Annotated in this window: 16 protein-coding genes; 9 read left to right on the top strand and 7 right to left on the bottom strand. The window is 70.4% G+C overall.

All coding sequences use genetic code 11. The features are described 5' to 3' along the window. Window positions 1-2,095, bottom strand: a 2,095-nt coding sequence (locus ABLE68_RS09360; protein WP_348871049.1) for a DUF7507 domain-containing protein, incomplete at its 3' end; no start/stop codon positions are given. A gap of 426 nt (window positions 2,096-2,521) precedes the next feature. Between ABLE68_RS09360 and sigK the strand changes: the two genes are divergently transcribed. The 7 genes from sigK (at window position 2,522) to ABLE68_RS09325 (ending at window position 10,557) form a co-directional block, all read left to right on the top strand. Continuing rightward, a complete protein-coding gene (gene sigK / locus ABLE68_RS09355) occupies window positions 2,522-3,103 on the top strand; it encodes an ECF RNA polymerase sigma factor SigK (RefSeq protein ID WP_348871048.1) in 582 nt (193 codons plus the stop codon). Next, window positions 3,100-3,831, top strand: a complete 732-nt coding sequence (locus tag ABLE68_RS09350; RefSeq protein ID WP_348871047.1) for an anti-sigma factor — start codon at window positions 3,100-3,102, stop codon at window positions 3,829-3,831. Before sigK ends, ABLE68_RS09350 begins: the two co-directional genes overlap by 4 nt. Beyond that, window positions 3,828-5,774 carry an FAD-dependent oxidoreductase gene (locus ABLE68_RS09345; protein ID WP_348871046.1) on the top strand — a complete coding sequence of 649 codons (1,947 nt, stop codon included), beginning with the start codon at window positions 3,828-3,830 and terminating at the stop codon, window positions 5,772-5,774. The genes ABLE68_RS09350 and ABLE68_RS09345 overlap by 4 nt, the downstream gene beginning before the upstream one ends. Next, window positions 5,771-7,000 carry a class I SAM-dependent methyltransferase gene (locus ABLE68_RS09340; RefSeq protein ID WP_348871045.1) on the top strand — a complete coding sequence of 410 codons (1,230 nt, stop codon included), beginning with the start codon at window positions 5,771-5,773 and terminating at the stop codon, window positions 6,998-7,000. Before ABLE68_RS09345 ends, ABLE68_RS09340 begins: the two co-directional genes overlap by 4 nt. Beyond that, entirely contained in the window at window positions 7,000-8,217 is a 1,218-nt protein-coding gene (locus ABLE68_RS09335; RefSeq protein WP_348871044.1) for a class I SAM-dependent methyltransferase, read from the top strand. Before ABLE68_RS09340 ends, ABLE68_RS09335 begins: the two co-directional genes overlap by 1 nt. Further along, window positions 8,214-9,002 (top strand): DUF1295 domain-containing protein, encoded by a 789-nt coding sequence (locus tag ABLE68_RS09330; RefSeq protein ID WP_348871043.1) that lies wholly within the window; start codon window positions 8,214-8,216, stop codon window positions 9,000-9,002. Before ABLE68_RS09335 ends, ABLE68_RS09330 begins: the two co-directional genes overlap by 4 nt. Before the next feature lie 298 nt (window positions 9,003-9,300). Next, window positions 9,301-10,557 carry an HNH endonuclease signature motif containing protein gene (locus ABLE68_RS09325; RefSeq protein WP_348871042.1) on the top strand — a complete coding sequence of 419 codons (1,257 nt, stop codon included), beginning with the start codon at window positions 9,301-9,303 and terminating at the stop codon, window positions 10,555-10,557. A 473-nt stretch (window positions 10,558-11,030) separates the two neighbouring features. Here the strand turns inward: ABLE68_RS09325 and ABLE68_RS09320 are convergent, their stop codons facing one another. The 3 genes from ABLE68_RS09320 to ABLE68_RS09310 form a co-directional block, all read right to left on the bottom strand. After that, on the bottom strand, window positions 11,031-11,402 hold the full coding sequence (locus ABLE68_RS09320; RefSeq protein WP_348871041.1) for a PLD nuclease N-terminal domain-containing protein: 372 nt from the start codon (window positions 11,400-11,402) through the stop codon (window positions 11,031-11,033). Window positions 11,403-11,470: 68 nt separating this feature from the next. Then, entirely contained in the window at window positions 11,471-12,112 is a 642-nt protein-coding gene (locus tag ABLE68_RS09315) for a hypothetical protein (RefSeq protein ID WP_348871040.1), read from the bottom strand. Between the two features lie 19 nt (window positions 12,113-12,131). Next, complete coding sequence (locus tag ABLE68_RS09310) at window positions 12,132-12,794, bottom strand: hypothetical protein (RefSeq protein WP_348871039.1); 663 nt, start codon at window positions 12,792-12,794, stop codon at window positions 12,132-12,134. A gap of 182 nt (window positions 12,795-12,976) precedes the next feature. Here ABLE68_RS09310 and ABLE68_RS09305 point away from each other — a divergent pair, with 182 nt between their 5' ends. Together ABLE68_RS09305 and ABLE68_RS09300 are read left to right on the top strand one after the other, a co-directional pair. Further along, a complete protein-coding gene (locus tag ABLE68_RS09305; protein WP_348871038.1) occupies window positions 12,977-13,765 on the top strand; it encodes a tyrosine-protein phosphatase in 789 nt (262 codons plus the stop codon). A 1-nt stretch (window position 13,766) separates the two neighbouring features. Then, entirely contained in the window at window positions 13,767-14,834 is a 1,068-nt protein-coding gene (locus tag ABLE68_RS09300; protein ID WP_348871037.1) for a DUF1214 domain-containing protein, read from the top strand. Here ABLE68_RS09300 and ABLE68_RS09295 read toward each other — a convergent pair. The 3 genes from ABLE68_RS09295 to dinB are packed head-to-tail and all read right to left on the bottom strand — an operon-like array spanning window position 14,831 to window position 17,873. Beyond that, window positions 14,831-15,862 (bottom strand): YihY/virulence factor BrkB family protein, encoded by a 1,032-nt coding sequence (locus ABLE68_RS09295; RefSeq protein ID WP_348871036.1) that lies wholly within the window; start codon window positions 15,860-15,862, stop codon window positions 14,831-14,833. The two genes, ABLE68_RS09300 and ABLE68_RS09295, sit on opposite strands and share 4 nt — an antisense overlap. A 9-nt stretch (window positions 15,863-15,871) precedes the next feature. Beyond that, window positions 15,872-16,651, bottom strand: coding sequence for a carboxymuconolactone decarboxylase family protein (locus tag ABLE68_RS09290; protein ID WP_348871035.1), 780 nt, complete (start codon window positions 16,649-16,651; stop codon window positions 15,872-15,874). Window positions 16,652-16,655: 4 nt separating this feature from the next. Then, on the bottom strand, window positions 16,656-17,873 hold the full coding sequence (dinB, locus tag ABLE68_RS09285; RefSeq protein ID WP_348871034.1) for a DNA polymerase IV: 1,218 nt from the start codon (window positions 17,871-17,873) through the stop codon (window positions 16,656-16,658). Between the last annotated feature and the right edge of the window lie 32 nt (window positions 17,874-17,905).

Genomic DNA, 17,905 nt, shown 5'->3' with positions numbered 1-17,905 from the left:
CCGGGACCAGCGTGGTCTTCGGGCAGGTGATCGCGGCCGGCGAGAACATCGGGTCACTGGCCGACACGCTGGTCAGCGTGACGTTGCCGGTGTTGGTCACCTTGAAGCCGTAGGCGATCGTGTCGCCGGCGCTGTTGCTGTGGTCGTTGTTGGCGTCGACGATCGGGCCAGCGGTCTTGTCGATCTCGATCGCGGGCGCCGCCGGGACGGGCGTGTTCGTCGAGTCGGTGCCGGTGACCGGCGAGCCGGTCGGCGGGGTGCCGGTCGTGGTCGCGGTGTTCTGCACCTTGCCGGCGTTCACGTCGGCCTGGACCAGCGTGTAGGTCTTGCCCGTGCAGGTCATCGACTCACCCGGGACCAGCGTGGTCTTCGGGCAGGTGATCGCGGCCGGCGAGAACATCGGGTCACTGGCCGACACGCTGGTCAGCGTGACGTTGCCGGTGTTGGTCACCTTGAAGCCGTAGGCGATCGTGTCGCCGGCGTCCGGACCGTTGCCGTCGACGTCGGTGATCGAGCCGGCGGTCTTGTCGATCACGATCGACGGGGTCCTGGGCACCGTGACGGTGGCCGAGTCGTCGTCGGTGACGGAGACGCCGTTGGAGCCCTTGCCGGTCGCGGTCGCGGTGTTGTCGACCTTGCCGGCATCGACGTCGGCCTGGGTCAGCGTGTAGCTCTTCGGGCCGCAGGTGGTGGAGGCGCCGACCGCGAGGGTCGTCGCCGCGCAGGTGATCGGGGCACCGAGCTTCGGGTCGGTGACCGCGACGGTGGAGAGCGCGATGTTGCCGGTGTTCTTCACGGTGAACGTGTAGGGCACCGTGTCGCCGGCGTCCGGGCCGTTGCCGTCGAGGTCGTTGATCGCGCCGGCCGTCTTGACCAGGTTGATCGCCGGCAGCAGCGGGATGTTGGTGAACGTGCAGATCACCGAGGCGCCGGCGGTCGCGGGCACCGTGAAGGTGCCGGTGTTGCCGGTGCCGGTCGCCAGCGAGGTGCCGGTGCCCTGGTCGACGCACTTCCAGGTGGTCGTGTAGTCGTTGAAGTCGGTGCCGCCAGCGGCGGTCTGGGCGATGGTGTACGTCGTGCCCGGGAGGACGACGACCGGGCCGGCCATCTCGGCCGCGTCCGTCTGGAGGCCGGTGTCGGCGCCGGTCGTGGTGCCGGTGTTGCCGGTCGTCACGCCGCTGCCCGTGATCTTGACGGTGAACTGGTCCGCCGCGTCGTGGCGGCCGTTCGGCAGGTCGACGCGGGTGGTGGCCGTGCTCGGGACCGAGCAGGACGCGAGGTCGTGGAGGTTGAGCGAGAGGGTCTGGCTCGACTCCTGGGCGCCGCTGGTCGGGTTGACCTTGATCAGCTTGCCGGAGCCGGTGCCGACGAAGAGGTAGCCCGAGCCGTCGAAGGCCATCGCGGCGTACTGGCCGGAGTTGGCGGGCAGGGTCGCGAGGCCGGTGGAGGTGAGGACGGTGCTCCCGGCCGTGGTCGGCAGCGGCGCGTTGACCCGCGCCAGCGTGCCGGCAGCGCTCGAGTTGTCGTTGCTGACGACGTAGAGGTTGCCGAGGGCGTCGAACGCCATGTCGCCGTTGCCGCCCAGGCCGCTGATCGTGCCGACCTTGCCGATGCCCGTGTTGGTGCTGGTGTTGAACGCGTAGAGCGTCCAGGTGCTGCCACCGGCGGCGTAGTAGTAGAGCCCGTTCACGGGGTTGATGGCACCCGCGATGACGCTGCCGGCGTTGGAGTTGCTGGCCAGCGCGTAGCTCTCGTCGTTGTTGCTGTTCGCGTCGAAGCGCACGACCTCGTTGGCGGAGCGGTTGAACGCGTAGATGTAGCGGCCGCCGCCGTTCGGCAGCGCGAGCGCGTTGAGGGTGTCGTCGCCCACGTTGATGGTGCCGTTGGCGGTCGTCCCGCCCGTGCTCGGCTTGATCTTGGTGATCACGTGGGAGTTGCCGTCGATGCTGTAGACGGTGTCGGCAGCACAGACGAAGCTCGGCGACGAGTTGGTCGCGAGCGCCGGAGCGGCCGGCAACGCGACCAGGGCGATCGCCGCGAGGGCGAAGGCGATCAGGAACCTGCCCGACCGTCGTAGGAGCTCCGAGACCTTCAAAGAATGAAATGCGCGCGTCAGCGACATGATCGCCGGCCCCCCAGCCGTTGTGCTCGTCTACGAGCGTTCCGTCTCTCGGCCTCACGCAGGTGCGTGAGCCCCCCACCAGATCGGTGGTGCTCGCGCACCACTCCTCGGGCAATCTCTCAGAAGTTAGGGGTCAGGACCGGGGTGCGTGGCGGATTTGAGGAAAACCTGAGGTTCGGCACCCATCCGCCGGGCGTGGCGGCGCCGAATCACGCTCACTGGCGCCGGATCCCACTGGTCCAGACACGGCAGGATGGACACCAATCCGGATCGCCACCCGCCCCGAACGACCTGTGACGATCTCCCACGGAAGGCTGAGGACCATGACGCACCCCGCTTGGTTTGGCCGCCCCGTCCGAACGAAACGATTGAATCGTGGATAACAATAGGCTCCAGGCGGTGCCCTCCTCCCCTGACGAGCCGGCACCCGACTCCGGCCCCGACCTGCCCGACCTCCTGCGGCGCTCCGGCAGGGGCGACGAGGCCGCGTTCGCCCGCTTGTACGACGCGACCGCGGCCCGGGCCTACGGCATGGCGCTGCGCGTCGTCCGGGACCCGGCGCAGGCCGAGGAGGTCGCCCAGGAGGCGTTCCTGGAGATCTGGCGGACCGCGTCGCGCTACGACGCCGACCGCGGCAGCGCGCTCTCTTGGCTCCTGACGATCACGCACCGCAAGGCGGTCGACCGGGTGCGCTCGGCCGAGGCGTCGAGCCGTCGCGACACGAGCTACCACCAGAACGATCATGCGGTCGAGCACGACACGACCGCGGAGGCCGTCCAGACCTCCCTCGAGGCACACCGGGTCCGCGGAGCACTCGCGACCCTGACCGACGTACAACGCGAGGCAGTCGGCCTCGCCTACTTCGGCGGATACACCCACACGGAGGTGGCGACCATGCTCGACGTACCCCTCGGGACCGCCAAGACCCGTATCCGCGACGGACTCATCCGGCTTCGCGACACCTTGGGAGTGGAGTCATGAACGACGTTCACGCACTCGTCGGCGCCTACGCCGTCGACGCGCTCGACGACATCGAGCGCGCTGCCTTCGAACGGCACCTCGCCGGCTGCGAGGACTGCCGCGCCGAGGTCGCCAGCCTCCAGGAGACGGCAGGCCTGCTCGCCGAGACGACCGCGGTCGAGCCGCCGGCCGCTCTCCGCGACCGGGTCCTCGCCGGCATCACCACCGTGCGTCCGCTGCCCCCGATCACGCCCGAGCCGACCATCAGCGTCGGGAGGAAGACGCGCAGCCGTCGATTTCGCGTGGCGACGCTCGTCGCCGCAGCAGCAGTCGTCGCAGCAGTCGGCGCCGGCGGGACCGCCTGGCACCCGTGGTCGGACGACTCGTCGCAGACCGTGAGCGATGCCTCCGCGGTGCTCGGCGCGCCCGACGCGCAGAGCACGTCCCTGGACTTCGACGGCGGCGCGAGCGCCACCGTCACCCACTCCGACTCGGTCGGCAAGGCGGTCATCGTGACCCACAAGATGCCGCCGCCGCCGGCGGGCATGGTCTACCAGCTCTGGCTCCAGCAGCCGGTCAGCGGGATGGTCTCGGCCGGCGTCATGCCGATCGCGGCCGACCAGACCGTCGTGCTCACCGGGGACGCCGCGACCGCCAAGGCCGCGGGCATCACCATCGAGCCGAAGGGCGGCTCGGACCACCCGACCAGCGAGCCGATCGCCTTGTTCGACTTCGGGCAGAGTGCATGAGCGCACCCACCCCTCGTCGGGTCGCGGTGGTCGGATCCGGCGTAGCCGGCCTGACCGCCGCGTACGTCGCTTCGCGGTCGGCCCACGTCACGCTCTTCGAGGCCGACGACCGGCTCGGCGGCCACGCCGACACACACCAGGTCGACGGGCTCGCGATCGACACCGGCTTCATCGTGCACAACGAGCGGACCTACCCGACCCTGCTGCGACTCTTCCGTGAGCTCGGCGTCGCCACGCAGGAGTCCGAGATGTCGATGTCGGTGCGCGACGACGCCACCGGCCTCGAGTGGGCGGGAGCGCTCGGCCTGCGCGGGCTCTTCCCCGGCGGTCGCAACCTGACGCGGACGTCGTACCTCCGCATGCTGGTCGACATCCCGCGCTTCCACCGCGCCGCGCGCCGGCTCGACGACGACGAGCTCACCCTGCGCGCCTTCCTGGACCAGCACGGGTTCTCGCCCTACTTCCGCCGTCACTTCATGGAGCCGCTGGTGGCTGCGGTCTGGTCGTGCGACCCCGCGGTGGCGCTGGACTACCCCGCCCGCTACCTCTTCGCCTTCCTCGAGCACCACGGGATGCTCGGCGTGAAGGGCTCCCCGACCTGGCGCACCGTGACCGGCGGATCGACGTCGTACGTCGCCCGCGTCGGTGCAGCCCTGGACGAGGTCCGCACCGGCACCAAGGTGACGTCGGTCCTCGAGACGCCCACGGGCGTCGAGATCACCGACGGCAACGGTCGCACCACGTCGTACGACGCCGTCGTGATCGCCACACACCCGTCGCAGGCGCTCGCGATGCTGGCCGCGCCCACCGCCGCGCAGCGCGACGTGCTCTCCGCGATCCCCTACTCGCCCAACGTCGCCCTGCTCCACACGGACGTCTCGCTGCTCCCGGAAGCGACGGGCGCACGGTCGTCGTGGAACTTCCGCCGGCCGGTCGAGGACCTCGGCCATGTCACGGTGACCTACGACCTGACCCGGCTGCAGCGGCTCCCCACCGACACGCACTACCTGGTCACGCTCGGGGGCGAGCACCTCGTCGACCCCGCGACGGTCATCGACCGGATGGAGTACGAGCACCCGCTCTACACCCCCGAGTCGGTCGCCGCCCAGCGCCGGTTGCCCGAGCTCGACACGGACCGGCTCGTCTTCGCCGGTGCCTACCACGGGTGGGGGTTCCACGAGGACGGCTCACGATCGGGGCTGGCCGCCGTCGAACGGCTCGGCCTCACCTGGGACGACCCCCGGACCCCGACCACCGAGGCTCCGGCGATCTACGAGACCACGATCCGGCACACGCGTCGTACACCCTTCAAGCGCGCGTTCACCCATCGCTCGCACACCTGGCTGGTCGACCTCGACCACCTGCCCGACCGCGGGATCCTCGGGCGCTTCGAGGCGCGCGACCACCTCGGTGAGCCGGGTGCGTCGATCCGGGCCAACCTGGCTCGCTTCCTGAGCTCGCAGGGCGTGGAGCTCGGGTCAGGACGGGTCCTGCTGGCCGCTCATCCGCGGGCGTTCGGCTTCTGCTTCAACCCGATCAGCGTCTTCTGGGTCTGGCCCGAGCAGGGTCACCCCTGCTCCGTCGTCGAGGTGCACAACACCTACGGCGACCGGCACGCCTACCTCGTCCACCCGGACGAGCAGGGACGGGCGACCACCCCCAAGCAGATGTACGTCTCGCCGTTCCACGGGACCGACGGGACCTACGACCTCGCCGTCCCGGTGCCCGACGACAGCCTTCACGTCGCCGTCACCTTGCGGACCCAGGACGGTGCCGTCTTCAGTGCTTCGCTGTCCGGGCGACGAAGCGACCACGGCCCCTGGCGCGCCGCACCCGCGGCGCTCGTGGGTGCCCTGCTCATCCGGGTCCACGGCATCGTGCTGTGGGCCCGCCGCCTGCCGATCCGGCCACGCCCGGCCCACCACCAGGAGGGGGTCCGATGACTCTCACGCCTTCCCGCCCGACGCACTCGTGGCCCGGCCTCGACGCCGTACCCACCGGTCTCCGCACCACCGTCTCGGCGCGCGTCGCGCGCCGCCTGTTCCTCTCGGCCGTCCACCGGCTTCCCGTGACCGTGCGCCTGGACGGGGAGGCACACGGTCGCGGGGGTCCGGCCATGACGGTCGAGCGTCCCGACGAGTTCTTCGCCCGGCTGGGCCGCGACGGCCTCATCGGCTTCGGCGAGGCCTACCTGACCGGCGCGTGGGAGTCCGACGAGCTCACGCCGTTCCTGACGGTGCTGGCCGCCGACGTCGGCGACCTGGTCCCGGCGTCCCTGCAGAAGCTGCGCAGCCTGGTCGTGCACCGGCCGCCGCGGCTGCACCGCAACACCACGAAGCGGACCCGCGACAACATCGCGCACCACTACGACCTGTCCAACGACCTGTTCCGGCTCTTCCTCGACCCGTCGCTGAGCTACTCCTCCGCGATGTTCGACGGCGACCCCGCGGGCGACCTCCACGAGGCCCAGCTGCGCAAGATCGACCGGCTGCTCGACCAGACCCGGGTCGGCCCGGGCACCCGCGTGCTCGAGATCGGCACCGGCTGGGGCGAGCTGGCGATCCGCGCAGCGTCGCGCGGAGCGACCGTCCACTCGGTCACGCTGTCGTCCGAGCAGCAGGCGCTCGCCCAGGAGCGGATCGCCGCGGCCGGCCTGTCCGACCGCGTGCACGTCGAGCTCAGTGACTACCGAGCCGTGCAGGGCGAGTACGACGCCGTGCTCTCGGTCGAGATGATCGAGGCGGTCGGCCACGAGTACTGGCCGACCTACTTCCGCACCATCGACCGCCTCCTCGCACCCGGTGGGCGGGTCGGGATCCAGGCGATCCTGATGCCCCACGACCGGATGCTCGCCACCCGGCGCACCTACACGTGGATCAACAAGTACATCTTCCCCGGCGGCTTCCTGCCGTCGGCCCAGGCGATCGACGAGGTCAACGCCGCCCACACCTCGTTGCGGGTGACCGAGCGGCTGGCCTTCGGTCAGGACTATGCCGAGACCCTCCGCCGGTGGGACGAGAGCTTCCTCGCCGCCGCCGACCAGGTGAAGGCCCTCGGCTTCGACGAGACCTTCCTCCGGATGTGGCACTTCTACCTCTGCTACTCGCGCGCCGGCTTCGCCTCGGGCTACCTCGACGTCCAGCAGCTCACCTTCGAGCGGACCGTCTGATGGCCGTAGCCCCCGCCCTCGCCCAGGCGGTCGCCCCCTTCGTCGGAGGCGAGATCCCGGTCCGGCTGCGCGCCTGGGACGGATCGGAGGCCGGTCCCGCGGACGCACCGCTGGTCGAGCTGCGGTCGCCCCACGCCGTACGCCGTCTGCTGTGGCACCCGAGCGAGCTCGGCGCCGCGCAGGCCTACGTCACCGGCGAGCTCGACGTCCCGGGAGACCTGGACGCGGCTCTCACGCACGCCTTCGACGTCGCCCGCGAGCGGGGTCTGACCGGGACCCGGCCCACGCCGACCGCCCTGATCCGGGCGATCCGTGCGGCCGTCGGCATCGGTGCGGTCGGGGCTCCTCCGCCGGCACCAGCGTCCCAGGCCCGGGTGCGCGGCCGGCTGCACAGCCCGCTGCGCGACCGTCGCGCGATCAGCCACCACTACGACCTCTCCAACGAGTTCTACTCGCTGATCCTCGACCCGTCGATGGCCTACTCGTGCGGCTACTACTCGTCGCCCGGGATGTCGCTCGAGGAGGCCCAGCGCGCCAAGCTCGACCTCGTCTGCACCAAGCTCGAGCTGGAGCCCGGCATGCGGATGCTCGATGTCGGGTGCGGCTGGGGATCGCTGTCGCTGCACGCCGCCGAGCACTTCGGTGCCCGGGTGGTCGGCGTGACGATCGCCGCGGAGCAGAAGGCGTTCATCGACGCGCGCATCGCCGAGCGCGGTCTCGGCGACCGGGTCGAGATCCGCCTGCAGGACTACCGCGAGGTGCCCGAGACGGACTTCGACGCGGTCGGCTCGCTGGAGATGGGCGAGCACGTCGGCGAGAGGAACTACCCCACCTACGCGTCCGTGCTGCACCGCGCCGTACGCCCTGGTGGTCGGGTGCTGGTCCAGCAGATGTCCCGTCGCGGCAAGCACCCGGGGGGCGGCCCGTTCATCGAGTCGTTCATCGCGCCCGACATGCACATGCGCCCGCTGGGAGAGACCGTCGCATACCTCGAGGCCGGGGGGCTGGAGGTCCGCGACGTCCAGGCTCTGCGCGAGCACTACGTGGACACCGTCGCCGGCTGGCTCGAGAACTTCGAGGCCCACGTCGACCGGCTGACCGAGCTCGTCGGCGAGGAGGTCGTCCGCGTCTGGCGGCTCTACCTCGTCGGTGGTTCGATGGCGTTCCGTGACGGCCGGATGGGCGTCGACCAGATCCTGATGGAGCGTCCTCGTTGACCGACTTCCTGACCGTCGCCGGCCTGTCCCTCGCGGCGGCCGCCGCCGTCATGGTGGCGACGGCGTACGCCGCCAGCCGCACCGGCCGGGTCTCCGTGGTCGACGTCGCGTGGGGCCTGGCACTGGTGGCCGTCGCGCTCGTGTGTGCGCTGCTGGCCGGGACCTGGCAGTCGTGGCTGCTCGTCGCGCTGGTCGCGGTCTGGGGCGGCCGGCTGTCGTCGCACATCTTCACCCGGTCTCGCGGTCACGCCACCGAGGACCCGAGGTACGTCGAGCTGCTCGGCGGCCACCTCTCCGAGGTCGGCATGGGTGTCGCCGTCCGCAAGGTCTTCCTGCTGCAGGGTGCCGCCGTCTGGCTGGTGTCGCTGCCGTTGCAGGCCGCAGCCTTGTCCGACACCCTCGACCGGCCCTGGCTGGTCTGGGTCGGCGTCGCGGTCTGGCTGGTCGGGGTCTTCTTCGAGACCGTCGGCGACCGGCAGCTCGCGGCGTACAAGGCCGATCCCGATCGCGGACCCGTCATGGACCGCGGCCTGTGGGGCTGGACCCGGCACCCGAACTACTTCGGTGACTCCTGCGTCTGGTGGGGCATCTGGATCGTCGGCGGCCTCGCCTCCGGCTGGGTGGCCGGCCTCGCCTCCGTGATCGCGCCGATCACGATGACCTTCTGGCTCGTCTGGGTCACCGGTGCCCGGTTGCTCGAGCGGTCGATGATGAAGCGGCCCGGGTATCCCGAGTACGCCGCCCGCACGTCGATGTTCGTGCCGCTCCCACCCAAGAAGCACTGACACCTCCGCAGGTTGAGGAGGTCGCGCAGCGACCGTCTCGAAACTCCCGCAGGCTGCGGCAAGCCTGCGGTTGCGCGCCGACATGGCACTTGCGCGGGTGAGCACGCCCGGATCACCGTCGCCTCCCGGGTTTTCGGTGGTTGAGGAGGTTCCGCTAGGAACCGTCTCGAAACCCCCGCAGCCTGCAGGTCGCCTGTCGTGGCGCGCGGACATCACCATCGCTCGCCGGCCTTCAGATCGCACCGTGAAGATCGGCGCCTGGTCTTGTATTCGAACCTTTGTTCGATTATGATCTAGTATGGCCCAGCGCCCCGACCTCGAACACACCCGGTCCCACCGGGTGGCGTCAGCGACCACGCAGATGCGGGCCGTAGCTGACTCGGTAGTGGCCGCGTCGGTGTGGTCGATGACCGCTGCTGAGGCAGGCCGAACTCTGGTCGAGCTGACCCGTCTCGAAGCGCAGGTGTGCGAGTTGAAGGCGCGCGTTGCCGCGCACGCCGACGACGTGGGTGTCGGCGAGGAGGTCGGTGCGACCTCCACGGCGAACTGGTTGGCGCACCAGACCAAGCAGACCCGGCCCGAGGCGCACCGTGCGGTGAGGCTGGGTCACGACCTCGAGGCCCACACGCTCACCCGGGACGCCCTGGCTGCCGGTGATTTGGTGACCGAGCAGGCGCGAGTCATCGTGCGAGCGGTCGACCAGCTGCCCGACGACCTCGAACCGCAGCTGGTCTCCCAGGCGGAGGCGTTCCTGGTCGAGCGCGCCGCCGAGCTCGACGCGAAGGCGCTCGGGATCGCCGGCAAGCGGCTCCTCGAGGTGATCGCGCCCGACGCCGCGGACGCCCACGAGGCGAAGCTGTTGGAGCGCGAAGAAGCGCTCGCAGCGCAGTCGTGTCGGCTCACGATGACCGACGACGGCCACGGCACCACCCACGGGCGGTTCAGCCTCCCGACCGCGCAGGGTGCGATGCTCGCGAAGATCCTCCGCGGGTTCGCCGCCCCCAAGCACCAAGCCGCCACCAACGGTGCGGGCATCACCCGTCGTCCGGGGACGCAGCGGATGGGTCGTGCGTTCTGCGAGCTCATCGAGCGCTACCCCACCGACCGGGTCCCCGACGCCGGCGGCGTCAACGCCACCGCGGTGGTGATCATTTCCTACGAGACCCTCATGGGTGGGCTGAAGGCCGCGCACCTCGACACCGGCGAGCCGATCTCAGCGGGCCAGGCGCGGCGGCTCGCGTCGCAGGCCGGGATCATCCCCGTTGTGGTCGGCGGCACGTCCGAGATCCTCGACGTCGGCCGACGCAAGCGGTTCCACACCAAAGCCCAACGGATCGCGCTCATGATCCGCGACCGGCAGTGCACCACCGAAGGATGCGACTGGCCACCCGGCATGTGCCACGCCCACCACGACCACCTCTGGTCCCAAGGCGGACCCACCGACCTCGAGCACGGACGACTCCTCTGCCCCAGGCACCACGCCAGAGCCCACGACCCGGCGTACGAGATCACCAAGCTCCCCGGCGGGAAGGTCGCCTTCCACCGGCGGACGTAAGCCGACCACCCACCTCAACCAACGGGCTCGTTCTTTCGACCGCAACCACGACGGTCGACCCCAGCGCGCCCGCAAGCCGACCGCGGACTGGAAATCGCCACCGCAACCACAGACCGCGGCGACCACACCTCTCGTCAACCGCGACCGCAGCCACCGGCAACCTCGAGGCCGACGTCGGTCCTGCGGGGGTTTCGAGACGGCGCTAGCGCGCCTCCTCAACCACCGGTGGTGGTTTCGCGGCTCGCTTCGCTCGCACCTCAACCACCGGACTGTTCATCTTTCGACCGCAACCACGACGGTCGACCCCAGCGTGCCCGCAAGCCGGCCAGCGACTGGAAATCGCCACCGCAACCACAGACCGCGGCGACCACCCCTCTCGTCAACCGCCACCGCAGCCACCGCCAACCTCAAGGCCGACGTCAGTCCTGCGGGGGTTTCGAGACGGCGCAAGCGCGCCTCCTCAACCATCGGAGTCACGCGTCGGGATCGGCCTCGCGCTTGCGCCGCTCGTCGTAGGCCTTGCGCTGCGCCTCGGCGCGCTCGCGCACCTGGCGGAGGAATTCGGCGTCCTTCTCGGGGTCGACGGCGGCGGCCCGGCCACGACGGTCGTACTCCGGGAAGTCCGGCGCCTCGCGCTCGTACGGCGAACGCCGCTCCGGACCCTCGGGCCGTCCGGCGACCAGCCAGGCGATGGACCCGATGAACGGGAAGAACAGGATGATGACGACCCAGGCCACCTTGGGCAGGTTCCTGATCCGGTCGCTCGGCGCACCGATCGCGTCCACCAGGCAGAAGACCCAGAGCGCGAACGACGCGATCCCGAGAAGCAGCTCGAGCTTGATCACGAGCGAAGTGTCACCCGAGCAGACGCCTCCCGTCACGACTTTCGTCGTGACGGGAGGCGCCAGTCGGATCAGGCCGCGTAGGCCTGCATCTCCCACCCGGTCCACTGCGTGCTGTTCGGGTAGCGCCACTGGCCGACGACCCGGGTCTCGTCCTCCCAGGTGCCCTTGATGCAGAAGTTCGAGTAGCAGTGCTCGAACTTCCCGTTCGTCACCCGCACGTTGCCGCTGAAGTGGTTGCTGTCCCAGGTGAACCCGGTGATGAAGCCACCGCGGTAGGTCAGGTGCACGCTCAGCTGCCGGTGGTCGCGGCCCATGTAGGAGCCGCCGAACGGCGTGAAGGAGGTGACCGGGTGGTAGGTCGCCGTCCACGACACCCAGCTGTGGCTGCCTCCGTGGCGCCAGAAGCCCGAGACGTGGTTGTCGGTGGTCCACCCGCCCTTGAAGCAGTAGCCACCACCGCAGGTCTCGTGCCACATGCCGTTCGTGACGTGCGCCGTACCGATCACGAGCGCACTGTGACCGCTGCCCACCGTGAAGTGGGTGATCTGGGTCCCGTTGAACGAGAAGGTCACCGGGCGGGCGCCGTGGTCGACGCCCGCGTAGCCGCCGTGACTCGGGACGACGTTGGCCTGGGCCGGGGCCGAGGTGGCCACGGCCAGTCCGACGACGCAGAGCGCCGCCGTGACGATTGCGGAGAGCTTGCGAATCATGGAGTTCCCTGTCTGTCGATCAGAAGTCGTACGCGTTGGCCGTGAACCCGACCCAGGTGTGCGTGCCGTGCAGCTTGTACTGGCCGTAGACGGAGGTCGCCGTGTGCCAGAAGCCCCGGAAGCTGGTGCCGGCGTGCGAGGTGTCGAAGATCCCGTTGCTGACGTGGGCGTCGCCGTACACGTGACCGTTGATCTTGAAGCCCTTGACGACCAGGTTGCCGTGCTCGTTCTTCAGCGTGAACCCGACCGAGCTCGGGTGACTCGACCCGCTCCCCATGTACATCCCCGTGCCCGGCATCTCCCGCGGGTGGCCGAGGAACTCGACCCAGTGGGAGGAACCGCTCGGCTTGAACCACCCGTGCGCGTAGCCCGCGTTGTACCACTGGCCCTTGTAGCAGTAGTGGCTGTTGCAGACGCTGAACTTGTGCTCGTGGTCGATCGTGGCGTTGCCGTAGCCCTGGTGCCCGACCTTGAAGCCCTGGATCTGGAGGGCGCCGTGGCTGAGCCTCTTGACCTCGAAGGTGATCATGTTCGAGCCGTGAGATCCCGGGTGGCTCTCGACGGCGACGTAGTGGCCGGTGCTGGGCGTGAACGAGCTGGCCTCACTGGCGACGCCCGAGGCGGTGACCAGGCCCGCCGCGACAGCGAGCGCGGCGCATGCAGTTGCGAACTTGCGGATCATGGGATGCAGACCAATCGTCGGAGGGAGGGTGGACGCCAGCCCCGATGCCGCTCGTCTCGGCCACGCTAGGTCGGATCACGCCGGGAGGTCCCCGAACCCACTTACCCGGCCCTCCGGTATGGACCATTGCCCGCTGCGCGGTCGTTCACGTGCGCTTCCCTCCGTCCCCCTATCCTGCGGACGTGCCCGAACACGCCACGTCAGACCACGCGCTGACCGACGACCTCGTCCGCCTCTCCTCGGCCGACAACTTCCGCGACGTCGCCGGTCCCGGCGCCGGCTACCGGACCCGCGACGGTCGCCGGGTCGCCCGCGGGATCTTCTTCCGCTCCAACGAGCTCCAGCTGACCCCTGAGGACGCGACGTCGCTGGCCGACCTCGGCATCACGACGATCCACGACCTGCGCAGCACCATGGAGATCGAGGCCCACCCCGACGTCGAGGTCGACGGCGCGCGCTGGCACCACGTCGAGGTCTCCGGCATCCCGACGGAGATGATCTCCGGCCTCGAGGACGCGGACGCCGCGGTCCGCGTGATGCGCGACGTGTACGACGCGTTCGTGCGGTCGCCCGAGGCGAGGGCGTCGTACGCCGAGCTGCTCACCGAGCTCGCCACCGGCTCGGTCCCCCAGCTCTTCCACTGCACCGCGGGCAAGGACCGCACCGGCTGGGCGGCCGCCCTCCTGCTCGAGATCGCGGGAGTGGACCGGGCGACGATCCTGGCCGACTACCTGCTCACCAACCAGTTCTCCTCCAACACCCGCACCAAGTACCTCGGGCTGATCGCCGAGCACCTGGGCGACGACAAGGTCTCGGTCTACGAGCCGACGATGGTGGTCGAGGAGAGCTACCTCGCCACGGCGTACGCCACGGTCGACGAGCTCTACGGCTCGGTCGGCGGCTACCTGACCGACGGGCTGGGCCTAGCGCCCGAGCTCGTCGAGCAGCTCCGCGTCCGGCTGGTGGACTGACGTGACCACGGCGACCGAGGAGGCCTGGGCCTTCCTGCGCTCCGTCCTCGACGACCTCGCCCAGGTCGTCCGCGACGACGCCCGCGACGAGCGGGAGCAGCTCGAGGGCTTCCGGGTGCTCGCCAGGATCCTGGCCCTCTGCAGCGAGCTCTCGGTCGACGTCGACCCGGGCGAGCCGCGGATGTTCCCGATGGCGACGCCGATGCGCCAGGTCGGCGGACCGAACCCCAACGGGGAGTACGACCTCTGCGCGATCGCGCCGGGCTCGGCGTACCGGCTGACAGGCCAGCGCGGCTCGGTCACCTACCTGGGCTTCCAGGTGATGGCCGGCGTCGGACTGACCCCACGACGCAGCGCCGCCTACGTGTCCGACACCGACCTGGTGATCGACGCCGACGGGCGCTTCGACCTGGTGCTGGCCGCGACCGATCCGGGCGTCGGCGGCCAGTGGATCGAGATCCCGGAGGACGCGTCGGCGATCGTCGTCCGGCAGTACGTCGCCGACCGAGCCGTCGAGACGCTCGCGACGTACGACATCGCGAGGCTCGACCCGGCAGGTCCGCCCGAGGCCCTGGACGACGAGACCCTCGCCGGGCAGCTGACCGCGCTCGCGTGGACGGCGGTCAAGCTGATGACGCTGCACCGCTCGATCGCACCCGAGCTGCTGCACGAGGAGCCGAACCGGCTGATCACCGCCGAGGCTGCCGCCTTCGGCGCGGAGAACACCACGCCGGACAACCTCTACATGATGGGCGTCTTCGACCTCGCGGACGACGAGCTGCTCCAGCTCGACCTCACGCCGCCGGACACCCGCTACTGGTCGATCGCGCTCGAGAACGTCTGGCACGAGTGCCTCGAGCCGCGACGGCGCCGGTCGTCGCTCACGAACGCCAGCGTCACCACCGAGCCGGACGGGACCGTGCGGCTCCTGGTCGGCGCCCAGGATCCCGGCCACCCGAACTGGCTGGACACCGGCGGCCGACACCGCGGGTTCATGGTGCTGCGCTGGCTCGACAACCCCGAGGCCCCGGCCGTCGCGACCCGGGTGGTGCGCTCCGACACTCTCTAGGACGCGTGATCGGCGTCGTCGTCGGGCTCGACGGCCTCGACGACGCGCAGCTTCATGGTGTCGGTGAAGGTGACCTCGACCTGCTCGAATCCCTTGTGGCGCTGGGCTCTGGCGTATCCGGCGTACGCACGGCGGTCGGCGTCGGTCAGGGTGACGTTGTCGGTGAACGGCGTCAGCAGGGCGCGGGGCCAGAGCCGGCGCTCGAGCACGACGTTGACCTCGATCCCGAGCACGCCGAGCGCGGCGGTCAGCCAGATGAGGCCGATCAGACCGAGGACCAACGCGAAGGTCTGGTTCATGCCGACCGTCTCGCCGATGACGTTGGTGACGTAGACGGTGCCGAGGCGCTGCAGCCCGATCCAGAGCAGCGACGCGGTCAGTGCACCCGGGATCGACCCGCGCCAGATGTCGTGGTCGCGAGCGGCACCGACCCGGAAGAGGGCCGTCAGGACGATCGTGTTGACCACGACGGTGATCACCGTGATCGGCCACTTGTACGACGACACCGTCTCGCCGAGCACCTCGGTGTTGGCCGCCAGCGTCGACAGCACCGAGATGCTCAGCACGGCGATGCCGGCGGTGAGCAGCAGGAAGAGGCTCTTCAGCCGGAGCAGGATCGGGTTGGGCCGGCTGTTGCGCGGCACGGACCAGGCGATGTTGAGCGCGTTCTGGAGCGCCTGCCCCAGACCCATCGCGCCGTACAGAGCCACCAGACCACCGATGACCACGACCGTGACCGAGCCCTGCAGCCCCTCGGGCCGACCGAGCTGGTCACCGATGATCGGGAACTGCGCGAGCGCCGAGTCGAGCAGGTCCTTCTGCAGCTCCGGGTTGCCCTCGAGGAAGAAGCCGAGGATCGACGACCCGAGGAGCAGCAGCGGGAAGATCGCGATGAAGGCGTAGTAGGTGATGATCGCGGCGAGGTAGTTGCCCTGGTCGTCGAAGTACTTGTAGATCACCGCGAGGGGGTAGCCGAGCACGGAGAAGCGCTGCTGCGTCCGGTCGACGGCATCGATCGCTGTGCCCACTCGGACAACCTAGCCGGGCGGCCGCTCCACCACCGTCAGGTGGCCGTCGGCATCAGTCGTGAAGAGTTCGACGCCCTCGGTGACGGTCGCCGCGTCCGCGCCGAGGGCGACGGCGATCTTGTTGGCTGCGTTGCGGGTGACGTCGAGGACCACCTCGACGGCCTGCTCGGGCGCGAGGTGCTCCGTCGCCGCCGCGAGGACCGGCTCGGGGACGGCGTACGGCGTCCAGATCATCGCGTCGGTCAGGGCGAGCGCAGCGCGGGTCGCGGCGGGAAGGTCGCTGTCGTCGTAGTGGTCGACGGCCGCGAAGGTGTCGTCGCTCGCGCCTGCGTCGAGGGCGGCGACCGAGCGCCGGGACTTGCACAGCCGGCACTCGTGCTGCCGCGCACCGCGCAGCCGGACCAGCTCGGTGAGGACCGGGTCGAGGGTGTCGAGCCGGGCGACCTCGCGCATGAACTCCTCGAGCAGCGGCCAGAGGTCGACGGGCTCGACCGGGGGGAGCTGCTCGCTGGTGACCGGGCCGAAGAGCTGCATCGACATCGCGGCGACCCGCGGCCAGTAGTCGTCGACGTAGATCGCCTGCACGACCTCGAACGCCGTGGGCCCGGTCGCCTCCAGGAACCGGCGGCGCAGGTCGTCGTCGATCACCGACACGTCGACGCCGAACTGGTCCGCGAACAGCTCGACCCGCGGCTCGGTGAGGTCGAGGTCGAGGGAACGGCGGGCGTCCCCGACCGCGTCCATGACGACGGCGACCTGGGGGGCGTAGCGCTGGATGGGCGGGAGCACGGCGTCAGCGTAGGGCTGAAGGCCCCGGGTCGGGGAGGGTCGGCATCTCCAGCCCGATCCGGCGCCCGACGAGGGTGCCGCGGGTGACGGCACTGGACCCGAAGCGGTCGCGCACCCGGTCGAGCGTGCCGTCGAGGACTTCGCCCCGCTCCTGCTCGGCGTCGAGCGGCAGCTCGAGCTGCTCGGGGGCGTCGGCCCCGACGAGGCCCGAGATCGTGATGCCGATCAGCGTGCACCCGCGCTCCTCGATCAGCGGCCAGTTGGCCGCGAGCAACCGGCGTCCGGTCTCGAGCCAGGTGGCCGTCGCGGCCGTGGACCGGGGCAGGGTCGCCGAGCGGGTCGCCCGGGTGAAGTCGTCGAACCGCAGCCGGAGCGTGAAGGTCCGACCGGTGCGCTCACCGCTGCGGAGGCGACGGGCGACCCGGTCGACGAGGCCGGCGAGGATCACGTCGAGCTCGGCGTGGCTGCGCCGGCGACGCGAGCCGAGCGCCGACTGGGACCCGATCGAGCTGCGGCGCCGACCGACCACGACCGGACGCGGGTCGCGCAGGTTGGCCAGCGCGTGCACGTGGCGACCGGCCGCCAGACCGATGGCGCCGGTCAGCTCGGCCTCCTCGCGGCGCGCGAGGTCACCGATGGTGCGGATGCCCTCGGCATGCAGCTTGGCCGCCGTGATCGCGCCGACGCCCCAGAGCCGCTCGACCGGGAGCGGGTGGAGGAACGCGCGCTCGCCGTCCGCGGGCACGCTGAGCAGGCCGTCGGGCTTGCTGACGGCGCTGGCCACCTTGGCGAGGTACTTGGTGCGGGCGATGCCGACCGAGATCGGCAGCCCGACCTCCGCCTGCACCCGCTCGCGCAGCTGGGCGCCGATCATCTCGGGGGGCCCGACCAGACGACGCAGCCCGCCGACGTCGAGGAACGCCTCGTCGATGGAGATGCCCTCCACCAGGGGCGTCGTGTCGTGGAAGATCTCGAAGACCGCCCGGCTCGCCTCGACGTACGCCGAGAAGCGGGGCGGGACGACCAGCGCGTCCGGGCAGAGCCGCATCGCCTGCCGGCCACCCATCGCGGAGCGGACCCCGTGTGCCTTGGCCTCGTAGCTCGCGGCGAGGACCACGCCCCCGCCGACGATGACCGGTCGACCGCGCAGCCGCGGGTCGTCACGCTGCTCGACGGAGGCGAAGAACGAGTCGAGGTCGGCGTGGATGATCACCCTTGCCATGATCGAACATGTGTTCGATCATGGCAAGGGAA

The organism is Nocardioides pollutisoli, assembly GCF_040045055.1.
Lineage (GTDB): Bacteria > Actinomycetota > Actinomycetes > Propionibacteriales > Nocardioidaceae > Nocardioides > Nocardioides tweenelious.
This window is presented reverse-complemented; position numbering and strand designations above follow the sequence as displayed.

Excerpts from the sequence above, each read along its gene's own strand:
- ABLE68_RS09325 (WP_348871042.1), top strand. The coding sequence starts at position 9,301 with ATGGCCCAGCGCCCCGACCTCGAACACACCCGGTCCCACCGGGTGGCG.
- dinB (WP_348871034.1), bottom strand. The coding sequence starts at position 17,873 with ATGGCAAGGGTGATCATCCACGCCGACCTCGACTCGTTCTTCGCCTCC.
- ABLE68_RS09350 (WP_348871047.1), top strand. The coding sequence starts at position 3,100 with ATGAACGACGTTCACGCACTCGTCGGCGCCTACGCCGTCGACGCGCTC.
- ABLE68_RS09315 (WP_348871040.1), bottom strand. The coding sequence starts at position 12,112 with ATGATTCGCAAGCTCTCCGCAATCGTCACGGCGGCGCTCTGCGTCGTC.
- ABLE68_RS09345 (WP_348871046.1), top strand. The coding sequence starts at position 3,828 with ATGAGCGCACCCACCCCTCGTCGGGTCGCGGTGGTCGGATCCGGCGTA.
- ABLE68_RS09310 (WP_348871039.1), bottom strand. The coding sequence starts at position 12,794 with ATGATCCGCAAGTTCGCAACTGCATGCGCCGCGCTCGCTGTCGCGGCG.
- ABLE68_RS09335 (WP_348871044.1), top strand. The coding sequence starts at position 7,000 with ATGGCCGTAGCCCCCGCCCTCGCCCAGGCGGTCGCCCCCTTCGTCGGA.
- ABLE68_RS09340 (WP_348871045.1), top strand. The coding sequence starts at position 5,771 with ATGACTCTCACGCCTTCCCGCCCGACGCACTCGTGGCCCGGCCTCGAC.